The organism is Acinetobacter sp. 24-47-62 (genome assembly GCF_056779765.1).
Window position 1 is genome coordinate 45,503 of record NZ_JBWYIN010000013.1, and the last position, 15,456, is coordinate 60,958.

The 15,456-nt window shown below is 40.2% G+C and carries 13 protein-coding genes, 2 tRNA genes and 1 pseudogene; 4 read left to right on the top strand and 12 right to left on the bottom strand.

The annotated features are described in order from the left end of the window. Positions 1-528: 528 nt before the first annotated feature. Both guaA and AC1M87_RS11255 read right to left on the bottom strand, forming a co-directional pair. Complete coding sequence (gene guaA, locus AC1M87_RS11250; RefSeq protein WP_481589363.1) at positions 529-2,097, bottom strand: glutamine-hydrolyzing GMP synthase; 1,569 nt, start codon at positions 2,095-2,097, stop codon at positions 529-531. A 233-nt stretch (positions 2,098-2,330) separates the two neighbouring features. Next, a pseudogene (locus AC1M87_RS11255) lies at positions 2,331-2,748 on the bottom strand (DoxX family protein). Between the two features lie 198 nt (positions 2,749-2,946). On the opposite strand from AC1M87_RS11255, the gene AC1M87_RS11260 reads away from it, so the two are divergent. Further along, a complete protein-coding gene (locus AC1M87_RS11260; protein ID WP_035268957.1) occupies positions 2,947-3,594 on the top strand; it encodes a DedA family protein in 648 nt (215 codons plus the stop codon). A gap of 73 nt (positions 3,595-3,667) precedes the next feature. On the opposite strand, the gene AC1M87_RS11265 is transcribed toward AC1M87_RS11260, so the two are convergent. From AC1M87_RS11265 to AC1M87_RS11285, 5 genes are all read right to left on the bottom strand, one after another. After that, on the bottom strand, positions 3,668-4,258 hold the full coding sequence (locus AC1M87_RS11265) for a LysE family translocator (protein ID WP_092767920.1): 591 nt from the start codon (positions 4,256-4,258) through the stop codon (positions 3,668-3,670). A gap of 200 nt (positions 4,259-4,458) precedes the next feature. Then, positions 4,459-4,848 carry a hypothetical protein gene (locus tag AC1M87_RS11270; protein ID WP_481593780.1) on the bottom strand — a complete coding sequence of 130 codons (390 nt, stop codon included), beginning with the start codon at positions 4,846-4,848 and terminating at the stop codon, positions 4,459-4,461. 35 nt (positions 4,849-4,883) lie between these two features. Further along, positions 4,884-5,720, bottom strand: coding sequence for a ParA family protein (locus tag AC1M87_RS11275; protein WP_481593781.1), 837 nt, complete (start codon positions 5,718-5,720; stop codon positions 4,884-4,886). 79 nt (positions 5,721-5,799) lie between these two features. After that, entirely contained in the window at positions 5,800-6,192 is a 393-nt protein-coding gene (locus AC1M87_RS11280; protein ID WP_481593738.1) for a SirB2 family protein, read from the bottom strand. A gap of 26 nt (positions 6,193-6,218) precedes the next feature. Next, positions 6,219-6,527: a BolA family protein gene (locus tag AC1M87_RS11285; RefSeq protein ID WP_035268950.1), complete on the bottom strand. Its 309-nt coding sequence runs from the start codon at positions 6,525-6,527 to the stop codon at positions 6,219-6,221. 227 nt (positions 6,528-6,754) lie between these two features. Between AC1M87_RS11285 and AC1M87_RS11290 the strand changes: the two genes are divergently transcribed. From AC1M87_RS11290 to AC1M87_RS11300, 3 genes are all read left to right on the top strand, one after another. Continuing rightward, positions 6,755-6,827: transfer RNA gene (locus tag AC1M87_RS11290), tRNA-Gly, on the top strand. 47 nt (positions 6,828-6,874) lie between these two features. After that, positions 6,875-6,950: transfer RNA gene (locus tag AC1M87_RS11295), tRNA-Gly, on the top strand. A gap of 273 nt (positions 6,951-7,223) precedes the next feature. Then, a complete protein-coding gene (locus AC1M87_RS11300) occupies positions 7,224-8,594 on the top strand; it encodes a phosphohexomutase domain-containing protein (RefSeq protein WP_481593739.1) in 1,371 nt (456 codons plus the stop codon). 39 nt (positions 8,595-8,633) lie between these two features. Here AC1M87_RS11300 and galE read toward each other — a convergent pair whose 3' ends face one another. The 5 genes from galE to AC1M87_RS11325 are packed head-to-tail and all read right to left on the bottom strand — an operon-like array spanning position 8,634 to position 15,376. Next, entirely contained in the window at positions 8,634-9,653 is a 1,020-nt protein-coding gene (gene galE, locus AC1M87_RS11305; protein WP_481593740.1) for a UDP-glucose 4-epimerase GalE, read from the bottom strand. Further along, positions 9,646-11,319: a glucose-6-phosphate isomerase gene (pgi, locus tag AC1M87_RS11310; RefSeq protein WP_481593741.1), complete on the bottom strand. Its 1,674-nt coding sequence runs from the start codon at positions 11,317-11,319 to the stop codon at positions 9,646-9,648. The genes galE and pgi overlap by 8 nt, the downstream gene beginning before the upstream one ends. Next, positions 11,319-12,575, bottom strand: coding sequence for a nucleotide sugar dehydrogenase (locus AC1M87_RS11315; protein WP_481593742.1), 1,257 nt, complete (start codon positions 12,573-12,575; stop codon positions 11,319-11,321). Before AC1M87_RS11315 ends, pgi begins: the two co-directional genes overlap by 1 nt. Positions 12,576-12,588: 13 nt before the next feature. Further along, complete coding sequence (galU, locus tag AC1M87_RS11320) at positions 12,589-13,467, bottom strand: UTP--glucose-1-phosphate uridylyltransferase GalU (protein WP_481593743.1); 879 nt, start codon at positions 13,465-13,467, stop codon at positions 12,589-12,591. Between the two features lie 34 nt (positions 13,468-13,501). Continuing rightward, complete coding sequence (locus AC1M87_RS11325) at positions 13,502-15,376, bottom strand: polysaccharide biosynthesis protein (RefSeq protein ID WP_481593744.1); 1,875 nt, start codon at positions 15,374-15,376, stop codon at positions 13,502-13,504. Positions 15,377-15,456 lie beyond the last annotated feature (80 nt).

A 15,456-nucleotide genomic window follows, 5' to 3' on the forward strand; every position in this document is an offset into this window, starting at 1 on the left:
TTTAATAGTTTTGGAAATAACTGTGATAAAGGATACTCATGCTCTAACGTATAAATAATTTTATCCAATCTAAATTGATCTGCTGTTAGATCAACTATATATATCTACTTCGTACATTTAAAAGCCAAGCAGACTTTCTGTTTCCTTTATATTTTTTCCTAAAATATATTGGAATTCACCATATCCTTTTGATTCTAAGTAAGTAGCAATCAAATTGCTTGCATTGCCACAACAAGAGTTTGGGGAATTTCTTAAAACAACGTTATTTGGGCTAATGACTTCCTATGCTTTACGTATTTTGACTATTCCTTCAAACATAGAATTCTTCTAAATTAAATTTTAGATAATAAATAGAAAGGACGCCTAAGCGTCCTTTCTATTGGGACATGTCTTGATTCAGATACTGCCGCGCACGCAGCGCTTGGAGTAATTCAAGCGGATAGCCATGCTGTCCGAAATCCCTCACTGCCGCTGGGACAGCCCTTGGCGTAATCTAGGCAAGAAACGTTGTTTCTTGAAAGCCCTAAATTACTCCCATTCAATCGTTGCAGGTGGTTTAGACGATACGTCATAAACAACACGTGAAACTTCTGCAATCTCGTTCATGATACGCGTCGAAATTTTATCAACAAGATCATAAGGGAGATGTGCGAAACGAGCCGTCATAAAGTCAACCGTTTCAACCGCACGAAGTGCAATCACCCATGCATAACGACGGCCATCACCGACTACACCCACAGATTTTACTGGTTGGAATACAGCGAATGCTTGTGCAGTTTTATCATACCAACCACTTGCACGAAGTTCTTGCATGAAGATGTCATCGGCTAAACGAAGAATATCAGCATACTCTTTCTTCACTTCACCCAAAATACGAACACCAAGACCTGGTCCTGGGAATGGATGACGATAAAGCATCTCAAATGGTAAACCTAAAGTTGTACCCAAACGACGTACTTCATCTTTAAATAAATCACGAATTGGCTCAACCAATTCAAAAGCGAGATCTTCTGGTAAACCACCCACGTTATGGTGTGATTTAATCACATGTGCTTTACCTTGTTTGCTTGCAGCAGATTCAATCACATCAGGATAAATCGTACCTTGCGCAAGGAAGTTCACGCCATCAAGCTTACGTGCTTCTTCAGCAAATACTTCGATGAACTCACGACCAATGATTTTACGTTTTGCTTCAGGATCAACTTCACCTGCCAAAGCGTCAAGGAAACGTTGTTCAGCATCAGCACGAATCACACGGATACCCATGTTTTTCGCAAACATTTCCATCACTTGATCCCCTTCATTTAAACGAAGAAGACCATTGTCAACGAATACACATGTCAATTGATCGCCAATTGCTTTGTGAAGCAATGCAGCCACAACAGATGAATCTACACCACCTGAAAGACCAAGAAGAACCTTCTGATCACCAATCTGTTCACGTAATTGTTCAACACGTAAATCAATGATGTTTTCAGAATTCCATAGGCTACGGCAACCACAGATCTTTTGTACAAAGTTCTCAAGTAACTCTTTACCTTTAGCAGTATGTGTTACTTCAGGGTGGAACTGGATACCGTAGAAACGACGAGCTTCGTCAGACACCATTGCCACTGGGCAGCTTGGTGTACTTGCAGTAATTTGGAAACCTTCTGGAATTTGAGTCACTTTATCGCCATGGCTCATCCATACTTTCAATTTGTCTGCTGAATCTTCAAGATCGCCAATTAAAGCATCACGTACTTTAATATCGACTTCAGCATAGCCAAACTCATGAACTGTACCCGGTTCAACTTTACCGCCCAACTGAGCAGACATCGTTTGTAAACCGTAACAAATACCCAATACTGGTACGCCTAAGTTAAACACAACTTCTGGCGCACGTGGGCTGCCTTCAACGTGAACACTCTCAGGACCACCTGAAAGAATAATCCCTTTTGGATTAAATGCGCGGATGTCCTCTTCCGACATATCAAAAGCATACATTTCAGAATATACGCCTGATTCACGTACACGACGTGCGATCAATTGGCTATATTGAGAGCCGAAATCCAAAATCAGGATACGATCTTCGGTAATTTGAGTATTGGTAGTCATGATAACAACTATGAAAGGCTAACGAAGGATTAGCGCGCTATTCTATCATTTTTATTAAGCTTACGCACACTATTCAAATCTTTCTATATTTCAATACATTATTATTAAATATTGTCTTTTTATTCAACAATTTCAGTCGATTGATCTGATCATATAAGCCTTGGAGTTACATTCAGATCAGGATGCAGCAGGCGAATAATTCTGTCATTTCACCTGCATTGCCTATTTGTCATTTATTTTTCAAAAAGCTGATCAACACTCCATTGACCTGCACCATGCAATACGAGGAAGACTAGACCACCCGACATAGCAAAGTTTTTCATGAAATGTATCGAATCTTCAGTTGTACCATGAAAAAGAAATGCGGTAACTAAACTAAAACCAGCTAAAGCTGCTGCGAATAATCGTGCTTGCACCCCAAACAACAGTGCTAAGCCTCCACCCAGTTCAACCAAAATGGTTATTGGCAATAATGCACCTGGCACACCCCTTGCTTCCATATATCCAACTGTCGCGCTATAACCTGCGAGTTTGCCCCCACCCCGCCACGATAAAGATATATGCTAAAAGGACACGTGCGACGAGGGTTAAAGTTGCATGCACTGTGGGTTGAGTAACAATTTTTTGAATCACTTGATTTGGATTAAACATTGGGTTGACCTATCTATGTTTTGTTTTTGATAATGACCTTAGATTAGTAGCTTTTATTTTTAGGATATATAATCAATATAAAGAATCAGCGTTGCATAATCAGAACAATCATTCACCTATAATTTAAATCAATTGACTACTGACATCAGCGCCGTTGGCTGTTAGCATTTGAACACATTTTTGCTCAGTTCACCCCTCATGGATTTAATCGATTTTATTCTGCATGTAGATGATCATCTACTTGAATTTATTACCAATTATGGCATTTGGATTTACGGAATTTTATTCCTGATTATTTTCGTAGAAACGGGCTTAGTGGTCATGCCTTTTCTACCCGGGGACAGTTTACTGTTTGCAGCAGGTGCTTTAGCAGCCTCAACAGGTGCAATGGATCCGTGGCTTTTGGGCGTGTTGTTATTCACGGCAGCAGTATTGGGTGATACCTTAAATTATCATATTGGAAAATATATCGGACCACGTGTTTTTGAGATTGAATCTCGATTTATCAATAAAAAACATTTGGTTTATACGCAAAAATTCTTCGAAAAACACGGCGGTAAAACCATTATTTTTGCACGTTTTGTCCCATTCGCGCGTACATTTGCACCCTTCGTCGCTGGTGCAGGAAGCATGAACTACAAATACTTCATTACTTACAATGTCGTTGGTGCTTTCTTGTGGATTTCTTCGTTTATCACCTTGGGTTATTTGTTCGGTAATATGCCGATCGTGAAAGACAATTTCACCCATTTAATTTTCGGAATCATTATTCTAAGCGTATTGCCGGGGATCATTGGCTTTATTCGCCACAAGTTTTTCCCAAAGAAAAATCCCGAAATGATGTAATGATCTTAGGCTTCAAAAAGCAGATTCTCCACCAAGAATCTGCTTTTTTTATCACTACAAAATATTGAATGGCTTAGAAAAATCCAATAATGACAGGTAACATACTGAGCATAAGTAACATGGCAGAACCTTTGTATAAGCGATCTGCGCTGACCACCGTCTGATTCCCTGCCAAGACTTTACGACCAAAATACATCCAAAATAAAGCACATGGAATTAAACATAAGGTGAATACACCCAAAACTAAAAAATAGTTTTGAAAAGAATCCCAAGTCCATGCTGGAAAAATACCAACTGCAAACAAAATAGATTTTGGATTTTTCAGAGTCGATTTAAAAAGATGACTGCGACTCATTCGAATGTTTTTTTGGCTCAATTGCTTAAGGTGTGAAGCTTTCCATAAATGAAAAGCCATCCAAATCACATAAACTGCACTCACCAAATGTAAGATATGAATCAGCATTGGCCAAATTGGTAGGGTTAAATGCACCAACAGTGCCCAAATGCTAATGCCGTAGATATAACCCAGTAATTCAAGAGGTACGAAATAGAATGCTTTTAATACGCCATGGTGATGTGCTGCGCTAGCCAATAATGCATTGGTTGGACCGGGAATAAGTAATACCGCGAACACTGCAAAAATATAAAGCCAACTTTCTACCATAGATTAAAATCAGAGATTTAGAGGAGGCACACCTTAAACGAAAAACGAATTTAAAGACAAGTTTTTAAAGTGAAAGAATGATGAATGTCGCGTCTATTTTCAGTTAATAATTTTCTAAAGAGTTGATTTTAATAAATTTACATTGAAACATTTTGCTAAAAAAAAAGCTGCTCAAGCTCAGATTGAACAGCCCTTTTAAATTACTGAGCTTGCTGTTGACGCTTAGGAACATAAGGACAATTTTTAAATGTTGCCGCTTGTGAGATCGCATCTTGCTCACCATATAATCGCGACAATTCAGTATTTTTGGTATTCGATGACTGTCCCATATTGACGGAAACTGAAGGACCAAAGCCCCAACCGCCACGGCCCCAGCCACCACCAACACCTAGACCAACGCCAACACCTGTACGTTTAGGCGGTTGTACACCATTATTGATGTACTGCTGAATACGATTGAATTCAGCACCAAGTTGTACACAGTTCAATGCTTGATATTGCGTCGGAGAAACATAACTCGGTTTAACCGTTGTCGCACAAGCAGTCATCAATACAGCAACCGTACCGAATGCACTAAGTTGCATGACCATTTTCATCGCGCGTGAGTTCATACTCTTCTCAAATCTTATTTATTCTCGATTTCATTGAACAATGATTGGTAGGCCTGCGTCAATTTATGATCTGTATTTAAATAGATTAACGGCATATTTTTATGATGAGACTCTTTCATTAATACCGACGGTGGCAACATCGCATTGAGCACAGGTAGTTGTTCATCTCTAAGCTGCTGTACCACTTCACGAGGAAGCTTTGCTTGCGCTTGAAACTGGTTAACGACGATACCTTCAATTTCCAAGCGATCATTATGATCATCTTGAGTTTCTATAATGTTTTCAATCAACGTGTTTAAAGCACGCTTAGAAAAGACATCACAATCAAATGGAATCAACACTCGGTCTGCTGCAATTAATGCCGACAAAGTAAAAAAATTAAATGCAGGCGGTGTATCGATATAGATCCGATCATAAGTCCCTGCTAGATGCTGAATCGCATCACGCAGCTTATAAATTTTATGTTTGGATTCGAGGCTATGCTCTAAAGCACCAAGCGAGGGACTTGCAGGCAAAACATCGAGAGATGGGAATGGTGACTGATGTATATAGGCTTCTAAGCCTTTATTTTTATTTTTGAGTAAATTTCCAATGGCTTGACCAATCAAACCTTTGCTCGACTGATTCGCCAATACATCTTCGAAAAAATTTTCAATATTGGGTTCTAGTGCAGGTTTATCGGCATTATAAGTCGCATCATCCCCCAATAGATACTGACTGGAATTGGCCTGAGCATCGAGGTCAATGACAAGCGTCTTAAAACCCTGATGTGCACTCAGTGCAGCCAAGTTTACTGTAATACTGGATTTACCAACGCCACCTTTTTGATTAAACACCACACGTGTACGCATCATTCCCTCTAGGCTCAATTCATTATATGAATCAAGTTTAACCTAGAGGGGTGAGAGCCTAAGCGATTGTGTCTAACAATTAACCGAAAGTTGGCTTAATCATCACGATGCCGATAATGGCCATAAATGCGACACAACTAATCAATACCCCCGCACGACGTTGAATTAATAGTACAGACGCATCTTGGCGATATGCTTTAATTAATGAAGATAACATCACGATCACCAAGACCACTTTGGCATAGAACCAAGGTTGAACTTGAAAATTATTCAAAAACAATAAAATCAAGCCTGTCCCAATAACCAAAGTAAATGCCAAATGTTGAAGCGCAACATAAGCCTTACGTCCTTTCGGGTTGGGTTGTTGATTTTGGACGCCAACATATAAGGTTGTCGCACGTGCTAATACAGCAATAATCAACAAGAGCAAACTCGACATATGCACGATTTTAATGACTAAGTGTGTATCCATTTCAGCCACTCTCCTACTTTTAAAATTTAAGCTTTCGGTGCATGTGCACATTCAGGACTATTTGGCGCTTGACCAGTCCATTCAGTTGGCACATAAGCATGAATCGCCAAAGCATGAATCTTTCCTGGACTCAATAGGTCACCCGCCAGTGCATATACTTTTTGATGGCGTTGTACTAAACGTAAGCCTTGAAACACTTCACTTACAACAGTGACTTTAAAATGCGATTCTTTACCAGGGAAATAGCCACCATGACCTGATGACTCATTCACCACGTCCAAGTGCACAGGAGACAATTGTTGTAAACGTTCAATTAATTGTTGCTCTAAAGTCATGCTTACATTCCACACGCATTCATTGGTTGCCAGCAGTATACCGTGAAGTTTTAGAATAAAAAGTAAATAAACCACACAGCCATTGGATAGATGCGCTTTGATGTTGAGCTTAAGACCTATCAAAAATTAAGCGAAATACATTGAAATGCTTTAATTTTATTCAATCACACGATATTTTTTTATAAAGTTGTTGACCCTGATTTTTCATGCTGTATTATACACGGCATGCGGGAATAGCTCAGTTGGTAGAGCATAACCTTGCCAAGGTTGGGGTCGGGAGTTCGAGTCTCCTTTCCCGCTCAAAATTTTTTCATTCAGTTTTTTCACTTAAAAAATTGATAGACTCCGCGGGAATAGCTCAGTTGGTAGAGCATAACCTTGCCAAGGTTGGGGTCGGGAGTTCGAGTCTCCTTTCCCGCTCCAGATTCAAAAAAGCCCTGATATTGATCAGGGTTTTTTTTATTATTAAAATTTTTTATAAATTCAATTTTTTACAACCAATAAACTTTTACTGCACTTTTTCTAAAAAAATTCATCCACTTATGAGCACTGCTTTATTTACAATTAAAAATAAGCATCATAAAGTAAATTAATTTACTGAATTTAAATGTAATTTTTCATCTCAACCCATGCCGTACTTACATAAAATCGCTATAATTTTCGTATTCAATTTGCTCAATAGACTAGAACCTTAACATGGAAAAATTAACCTGTTTCAAAGCCTATGATATCCGCGGAAAATTGGGCACAGAACTCAATGAGGATATCGCATACCGTGTTGGACGCGCTTATGGCGAAATTTATCAACCTCAAAAAGTGGTAGTCGGTTGCGATGTTCGCTTAACCAGTGAAGCACTGAAACAAGCCACCATCAATGGACTGAATGATGCAGGCGTTGATGTTTTAGATTTAGGCATGACGGGGACTGAGGAAGTTTATTTCGGTGCATTCCATCTTGATGTGCAAGGCGGGATCGAAATAACAGCCAGCCATAACCCAATGGACTATAACGGCATGAAGCTTGTACGCGAAAATGCTCGTCCGATTGGTGCAGACTCAGGTTTAAAAGATATCCAACTTCTTGCTGAAAAAAATCAGTTTAAAGAAGTCGAAATCAAAGGTACAACTCAGCATTATAATATCTTGCCCGAATTTATTGATCATTTGATGACCTATATTGACCCTACAAAAATCAAACCTTTAAAACTCGTGGTCAATGCGGGGAATGGTGCTGCAGGTCATGTGATCGATGCGATCGAAGAAAAATTTAGAACCCTGAATATTCCAGTTGAATTCATCAAAATTCACCATGAAGCAGATGGCAACTTCCCAAATGGTATTCCCAACCCCATCTTAGTCGAAAACCGTGCAAGTACCTCCAATGCTGTACTGCAACATCATGCTGACATGGGCATCGCTTGGGATGGTGACTTTGATCGTTGTTTCCTTTTTGATGAAAAAGGTCAATTTATTGAAGGGTATTACATCGTCGGTCTCTTGGCACAAGCCTTTTTACTGAAACAAAAAGGTGAAAAAATTGTGCATGATCCGCGCTTGGTGTGGAATACCTTCGATATCGTTGAACAATATCAAGGCGAAGCTGTGCAATCGAAATCAGGCCATTCTTTCATTAAAGATAAAATGCGTGAACACAATGCAGTGTATGGCGGTGAAATGTCAGCACACCACTACTTCCGTGATTTTGCCTATTGCGACAGTGGCATGATTCCATGGTTATTAGCAATCTCAGTTGTCTCTGAAACGGCAAAACCACTCTCTACTCTGGTTGAGGAAATGATTGAAAAATTCCCATGTTCTGGCGAGATTAACTTTAAAGTTGCGGATACAAAAGAAACCATTCAAAAAATCTTTAATCATTACGCAAATCAAAATCCAGCCATAGATGAAACGGATGGCGTCAGTTTAGATTTTGGTGCTTGGCGTTTAAATGTACGTGCTTCAAATACAGAGCCTTTACTCCGTTTAAATATTGAAAGCCGTAAAGACAAAAATCCAAAGCCGATGCAAGCTTATGTCGATGAGCTCACTCAACTCATTCAGGCTTAAAACCGCATAAAAAATGGAGCGTTGTAACGCTCCATTTTTTTATTCATGATAGCCATTTGGATTTTGTTTTTGCCAATTCCAACTATCTGCCAACATATCTTCCAAATTCAATTTTGGCGTCCAACCCAATTCAGCAACTGCACGCGCATTATCTGCAAATGATGTTGCGACATCCCCTGCACGACGTGGTGAAAATTCGAAAGGTATCTCAATACCATTGACTTTCTCAAAGGTATTTTTAATTTCTAGCACCGAACAGCCATTGCCTGTCCCAATATTCCAAGCACGACAGCCTTGTGCATTTAAACGATTTTCCAGTGCACATAAATGGGCATTCGCCAAATCCACCACATGGATATAATCACGCACTCCAGTACCATCAACCGTATCGTAATCATTACCAAAAATCGACAATTTTTCACGACGACCCACAGCCACTTGGGTCACATAAGGCATTAAATTGTTTGGAATGCCTTGTGGATCTTCACCAATCTGCCCACTTTTGTGTGCGCCAACAGGGTTAAAGTAACGTAGTAATGCGATCGACCAGCGTGCATCAGCTTGTGCAAGTTTTTGCAATAACTGCTCAACAATCAGTTTGGTATAGCCATAGTTATTGCTTGGCATGCCTGTCGGCATCTCTTCATTGAGTGGAGAGACGTTGGCTTCATCATAAACGGTTGCAGACGAGCTAAACACCAAATTAAATACATTGGCGCGCTCCATCGCTTTGACTAAGCTAATCGAGCCTGAAATGTTATTTTCAAAGTATTTCAGCGGGATTTGCTGGCTTTCACCGACCGCTTTTAAGCCTGCAAAATGAATCACGGCGTCAATCTGATGATCTTGAAAAATTTGATCCAAAATCGCTTGATCAAGAATATCACCTTCAACAAAGTCTAAAGATTTAGATGTCAAAGCTTGAACATGATTTAAGGATTCTTTACAGCTATTGGATAAATTATCCAATACGACAACCTCGTGTCCTGCATTGAGGAGCTCCACACAGGTATGTGAACCAATATAACCTGCACCACCCGTCACTAAAACTTTAGACATTGTCTTTTCCCATTAATATTTGGATTAAACCTTGTGTCGACGCATCAAGATTCGATACATCTGTTTGTTCTCCACTTAAAATCGGCAAGAGTTGATTGGCAATCTCCTTGCCTTTTTCAACACCCCATTGATCAAAAGGATTAATATTCCAAATGACAGATTGCACAAACACTTTATGCTCATACAAAGCAATCAACATACCCAAACTATAAGGATTGAGCTCATCCATCAATATTGTCGTGCTGGGCTGATTACCTTCATATTGTTTATAGAGCGGTAAACCTTCAAGTTCTTGAGGATTTAAAGCATCATTGCCAAAGGCCAATAATCGTGACTGCGCCAAACAATTGGATAATGCGAGATAATGCTGTTGCTTAAGCGCCTCGGCATTATCTACATAAGTATATTGGTCACCATTATAACGTTTGACAGGCGCTATAAAATCACTGCTGACCGCTTGTGTACCCTGATGCAGTAACTGATAAAAAGCATGTTGAGCATTCGGACCGACTTCACCCCATACAATCGGGCAGGTATCTAACGTAGTTTTCTCACCATTGCGTTGTACAGATTTACCATTGGACTCCATTTCCAATTGTTGCAAATACGCAGCAAAATATTTAAGTCGTCCATCGTAGGGTAAAACTGCATGGGTTTTCGTTGCTAGAAAGTTACTATTCCACACTCCTAGCAATCCCATCAACACCGGAATATTATGTGAAAAGGCGGTGCTTTGAAAATGTTGGTCAATCGCATAGGCCCCTGCGAGCAGTTGCTTGAACCCCTCTACGCCAATACTTAATGCGATTGGTAATCCAATACATGACCACAGTGAATAACGACCACCCACCCAATCCCAAAGCAACAGCTGGTTTTCAGGGGAAATTCCCCATTCGGTCATTTTCTCAGGCTTGGTTGACACCCCAATAAAATGGTGTTTAAGAATAGCAAGCTCTTCACCCAATGCTTTTTCAAGCCACAAGCGCGCCGTCTGTGCATTGGATAAGGTATCAATGGTACCAAATGACTTGGAAGAAACAATAAAGAGCGTGGTCTCAGGGCGCAGTTTATGCAGCAAGTCAGACAGCTGACTTCCATCCATAGTCGATACAAAATGCACATTCAATGGTTTTTGAGTGGTTTGCTTAAAATCCGAGAGCGCATGGCTGACCATCAGTGGACCCAGATCCGATCCCCCTACCCCAATATTGACAACATCTTGAATCACTTCACCTGATGCACCACGATACTGCCCCATATGTATCTTCTCAACCAACGCATACATACGATCAAGTTGCTGATGCACTTGATTTGCGATCTGTGAATGTCCAGCATGATCTTGCGGCAAACGTAATGCCCAATGCATGGCTGCTCGACTTTCAGTGTAGTTGATCCGCTCTTCAGAAAATAAGCGCTTAATCCAACCCGATAAGTCACAGCTTTGAGCTAGATTGACTAAGGCATCCAGTACAGCGCGATCAACACGCTGCTTACTATAATCAAAAATGAGTGGCTCGAAATGAATCGCACAATTTTGAAAGCGATTAGAATCTTGCTGAAAAAAATCACGTAAATGCTGACGTGTAAGTTGTTTTTTTAAAAGCTCGAGACTAGAAAGCGCTTGTTCAACAGAGACTGGATTACATTCCTGATTTGGCTGTTCCATTAACGCCCTACTCCTTTATAAGCAAAGCCTTGCGACTTCACATATTCGGGATTTAAAATATTACGACCATCTAAAATTAAAGCATGTTGCATGATTTTCTTAAGGATTTGATAGTTTGGACACCAATACTGTTTCCACGCTGTGAGGATACAAAGCGCATGCGCATCATCTACTGCTTCATATTGATCTTGGCAATAAATTAAATCATCGCGCTGACCATACACCTTTTTAATTTCACTCAAGGCTTGTGGATCATGAAGTTTAACCACAACCCCTTGTGCCCATAAAGCTTTTAACATGGCATGAATCGGGGATTGTTGAATACGAGCCGTATTTTCTTTAAAAGAAGCCCCCCAAACCGCCACGACTTTGTCTTTCAGATCCCCCTGAAAATAATTCCATAATTTTCGAAAGAGGATTTCCTTTTGTTGTTCGTTAATTTCCCAAACTTGTGCTAAAAGCTGACTCTTAGCTCCAGTACCAGAAACGGTGCTCGCCAAGGTTTGCACATCATGCGAGAAATTTTCCCCACCAAACCCTGCACCTGGATATAAATAAGAAGAACCAATACGGCTGTCTGCCGCTAAGCCTTGGCGTACATGCTCGATATCGATGCCTAATTTTTCGGCAACAACAGCTAAATCATTGATATAGCTGATTCTGGTCGCCAGCATGCCAGATACGCTTAACTTGGTAAATTCCGCATCTAACACTGGCATAAATAGATATTGTTGCTCACGTGGAAAGAGCGGTCGCAATAACTCTTGTAATACACGTTTAGCACGATCACTTTCACAACCAACAACCAGTTGTGATGTTTGCGTCAGGCTACGTAATGCATTTCCTTCTTGAATCACATCTGGTACATAGACCCAATCATCTTCAGGCAACAGTTCAGCAAATTTTTGAGTTCCATGTAAACCCAATGTGGATGCATTAATCATTAATTTAGGGTGACTGATTGTGCGTTGTTTGAGGGCTTTGATTATTTCAATGCCTTGCAATTGCTCAGTCGGATTAAAACTAAAAAAATAGGCATCCACATCAAGGGGAATCGCTGCAAATGTGCAGTATTTTATTGCACCAGTCTGATGTAATTTCTCAAGCAAGTCTTGTACAGATTGATCCTGAGCATATACCTGTTCCGATGCTGGTTTTTTTAAAAGATCACACCAGAAGACTTGATGACCATATTCAGCCAACAATGCTGCCATCACCCCTGCATACAAGGTCTGACCAAATACTGCAATATTCATAGCGATACTCGTTTTAAAGTTTTAAGTCTTTAATCATGACTTTAAAAGCTTCACCTAAACTTGGGTGATCCATACCGTAATGCAATACCGCTTTTAAATAACCCAACTTGCTTCCACAGTCAAAGGTTTGACCTTTCATACGATAGGCTTCTACCACGTCTGTTTGTTGAAGCATCGCGATCGCATCGGTGAGTTGGATTTCATTGCCCGCACCTTTTGGTGTTTGCTCAAGCAATTGCATAATTTTTGCAGGCAAAATATAACGACCAACCACAGATAAATTTGATGGTGCTCTACCCACTGGTGGTTTTTCTACAATGCCTTGCATTGGGATACTTTGACCTTCTGCAGGTGTAGATGCAACATCGACAATCCCATATTGATCGACCATATGATCAGGCACAGCTTCGACCATAATTTGTGATGCTTGAGTCTCATCAAAGCGTTGAATCATTAAGCTCAAGTCATTAGTCGCTGACGAATCTTTGACTAAAACATCAGGAAGTAGTACGGCAAAATCATCATCACCTACCACATCTTTTGCACAGAGTACGGCATGTCCTAAACCTAAAGGTTGTGGCTGACGCACACTGATCACACTGACATGCTTAGGTAAAATTTCGGTAATTTCTTTCAATAAATCAAATTTCTTTTTTTGTTCTAAGGTCGTTTCCAGCTCAAAACTACGGTCGAAGTAGTTTTCAATGGATGCTTTTGAAGAATGTGTTACTAAAATAATTTGTTCAATACCCGCAGCAATCGCTTCTTTGACTACATATTCAATTGCAGGACGATCGACTACTGTTACCATTTCTTTAGGAATCGACTTGCTAGCGGGTAAAAAACGTGTACCAAGACCTGCGACAGGAAGAATCGCTTTTTTGATCGACATATTTAAAGCTCTACAAAATATTTAATTTACTTAATTAGTTAACGCGTATTTCAGCACCGCGTTGATATCCATCTACATAGTATTCTAATTGAGATAACACCCAATCAACATCTTCATGTGTTGCAGTTAAATCATAGAAACGGTCAAATACAGGTAAAATTTCATTCAAAGGATACGATTTTTCAAACGATCTGAGGATCCGACTATGCTCGGTAATCTGTGTATCCTCTTGATCGATCAATAGTTCTTCATATAACTTTTCACCCGGACGTAAACCTGAATATTGAATCGCAATATCACCTGTTTGTGATCCTTCTTCACGAACCGTTAATCCACTGAGTGAAATCATTTGTCGCGCCAAATCTTGAATACGGACTGGCTCTCCCATATCCAACAAGAATACGTCTCCACCCTCACCTAAAGCGCCGGCTTGAATCACCAACTGAGAAGCTTCTGGAATGGTCATAAAGTAACGTGTAACATCAGGATGTGTCACTGTAATTGGACCACCCTTGGCAATCTGTTGCTTGAAGAGCGGAACCACTGAACCCGATGATCCCAACACGTTTCCAAAACGCACAATACTCACCTGAGTGTGATCTTGAGCCTCTGCCATCGCTTGACAATAGAGCTCCGCCATACGCTTAGTTGCCCCCATCACATTGGTTGGGCGAACTGCTTTATCCGTTGAAATTAGCACAAATGTTTCCACTTGATTTCGTACAGCAGCATTTAGACTAAAGGCTGTACCGACTGCATTATTTTTCACACCCGCAATCGGGTTACATTCCACCAAAGGGACATGTTTGTAAGCCGCTGCATGATAAACGGTTTGTACTTGATATTGTGCGATGACACGCTCGAGCTTCTGCTGATCCAGTACTGTGCCTAAGATTGGAATAATGGTTAACTCTGTTTTTTGACGTAATTCTTTGTCGATACTATACAATGCAAATTCTGTCAGTTCATATAACACCAACAGCTTAGGTTGGTTTTTGATAATTTGACGACATAGTTCAGAACCAATCGATCCGCCCGCACCCGTAACCATCACAATCTTATTGGTGATATTTTTTGAAAGTAAATGGGCAACAGGAGGCACAGGATCGCGACCGAGCAAGTCAATAATATCGACTTCTTGAATATCCGACAGTCTTATTTCGCCATCAACCAGTTTTGTTAAGCCAGGAATCTCTGTAATTTTTAAATGTGCAGGTTCTAAATTTTTAATAATTTCGGTTTTACGTTGACGACCCACCGAAGGCAAAGCAATCAGAATTTCATTGACTTGATGCTTGTTCAGCACTTTTTGTGCATCCTCTGCATGATAGACTTTTATTCCACCAATATTTTTTGCTGCAAGGGTGACATCATCATCTAAAAAAAGCACAGGTAAATGTTCATCAGAATTATTCAGCATAGCCGCGACTTGTTGACCCGCAAAACCAGCCCCATAAATTGCAATTCTTTTTCTTGGAATATCTGCATGCAATACATATTTAACTAAAGCTCTAATGATCCCTCGACTAAGCCAAATCCATGCAAACATCATAAACCCAAACATCAACGGAATTGAGGTCGGAATAAATGCATGAGTAAAATAAGCTAAAGCATATAGTGCCAAAACAGTGAGTGTTGTCGCTAAACCCAACTGGAAAATAAAGGCCTCATTGAAGGCTCTTACAATAAAGCTGTAGATCCGTGCTAAACCTAGTGCGCAGACTGCAATCAACGACACCCAAAGAGATCCAAAAGCCAGATTCGGCACTACTTCAGCACCCAAGTCAAATTGGCGAATGGCATAACACAGCCAAATCAGAATTGGAAATACTAAAAAATCCAAACAGACTAGAAAAAGCTGTTTGGTCCCCCTTGGTGCTGATGCTAAATTTATAATCGTTGATTTCACAGTCTAGATCTTATCACTCTATATGATCGCTATTTAGGAAGGGTATTGAGAATATCCCTCCATGCCTTCAAATTTAGATA

Bases quoted from the DNA above. Each gene is read 5' to 3' on its own strand.
- guaA (WP_481589363.1), bottom strand. From the start codon at position 2,097: ATGACTACCAATACTCAAATTACCGAAGATCGTATCCTGATTTTGGAT.
- AC1M87_RS11260 (WP_035268957.1), top strand. From the start codon at position 2,947: ATGGATTTAATCGATTTTATTCTGCATGTAGATGATCATCTACTTGAA.
- AC1M87_RS11265 (WP_092767920.1), bottom strand. From the start codon at position 4,258: ATGGTAGAAAGTTGGCTTTATATTTTTGCAGTGTTCGCGGTATTACTT.
- AC1M87_RS11270 (WP_481593780.1), bottom strand. From the start codon at position 4,848: ATGGTCATGCAACTTAGTGCATTCGGTACGGTTGCTGTATTGATGACT.
- AC1M87_RS11275 (WP_481593781.1), bottom strand. From the start codon at position 5,720: ATGCGTACACGTGTGGTGTTTAATCAAAAAGGTGGCGTTGGTAAATCC.
- AC1M87_RS11280 (WP_481593738.1), bottom strand. From the start codon at position 6,192: ATGGATACACACTTAGTCATTAAAATCGTGCATATGTCGAGTTTGCTC.
- AC1M87_RS11285 (WP_035268950.1), bottom strand. From the start codon at position 6,527: ATGACTTTAGAGCAACAATTAATTGAACGTTTACAACAATTGTCTCCT.
- AC1M87_RS11300 (WP_481593739.1), top strand. From the start codon at position 7,224: ATGGAAAAATTAACCTGTTTCAAAGCCTATGATATCCGCGGAAAATTG.
- galE (WP_481593740.1), bottom strand. From the start codon at position 9,653: ATGTCTAAAGTTTTAGTGACGGGTGGTGCAGGTTATATTGGTTCACAT.
- pgi (WP_481593741.1), bottom strand. From the start codon at position 11,319: ATGGAACAGCCAAATCAGGAATGTAATCCAGTCTCTGTTGAACAAGCG.
- AC1M87_RS11315 (WP_481593742.1), bottom strand. From the start codon at position 12,575: ATGAATATTGCAGTATTTGGTCAGACCTTGTATGCAGGGGTGATGGCA.
- galU (WP_481593743.1), bottom strand. From the start codon at position 13,467: ATGTCGATCAAAAAAGCGATTCTTCCTGTCGCAGGTCTTGGTACACGT.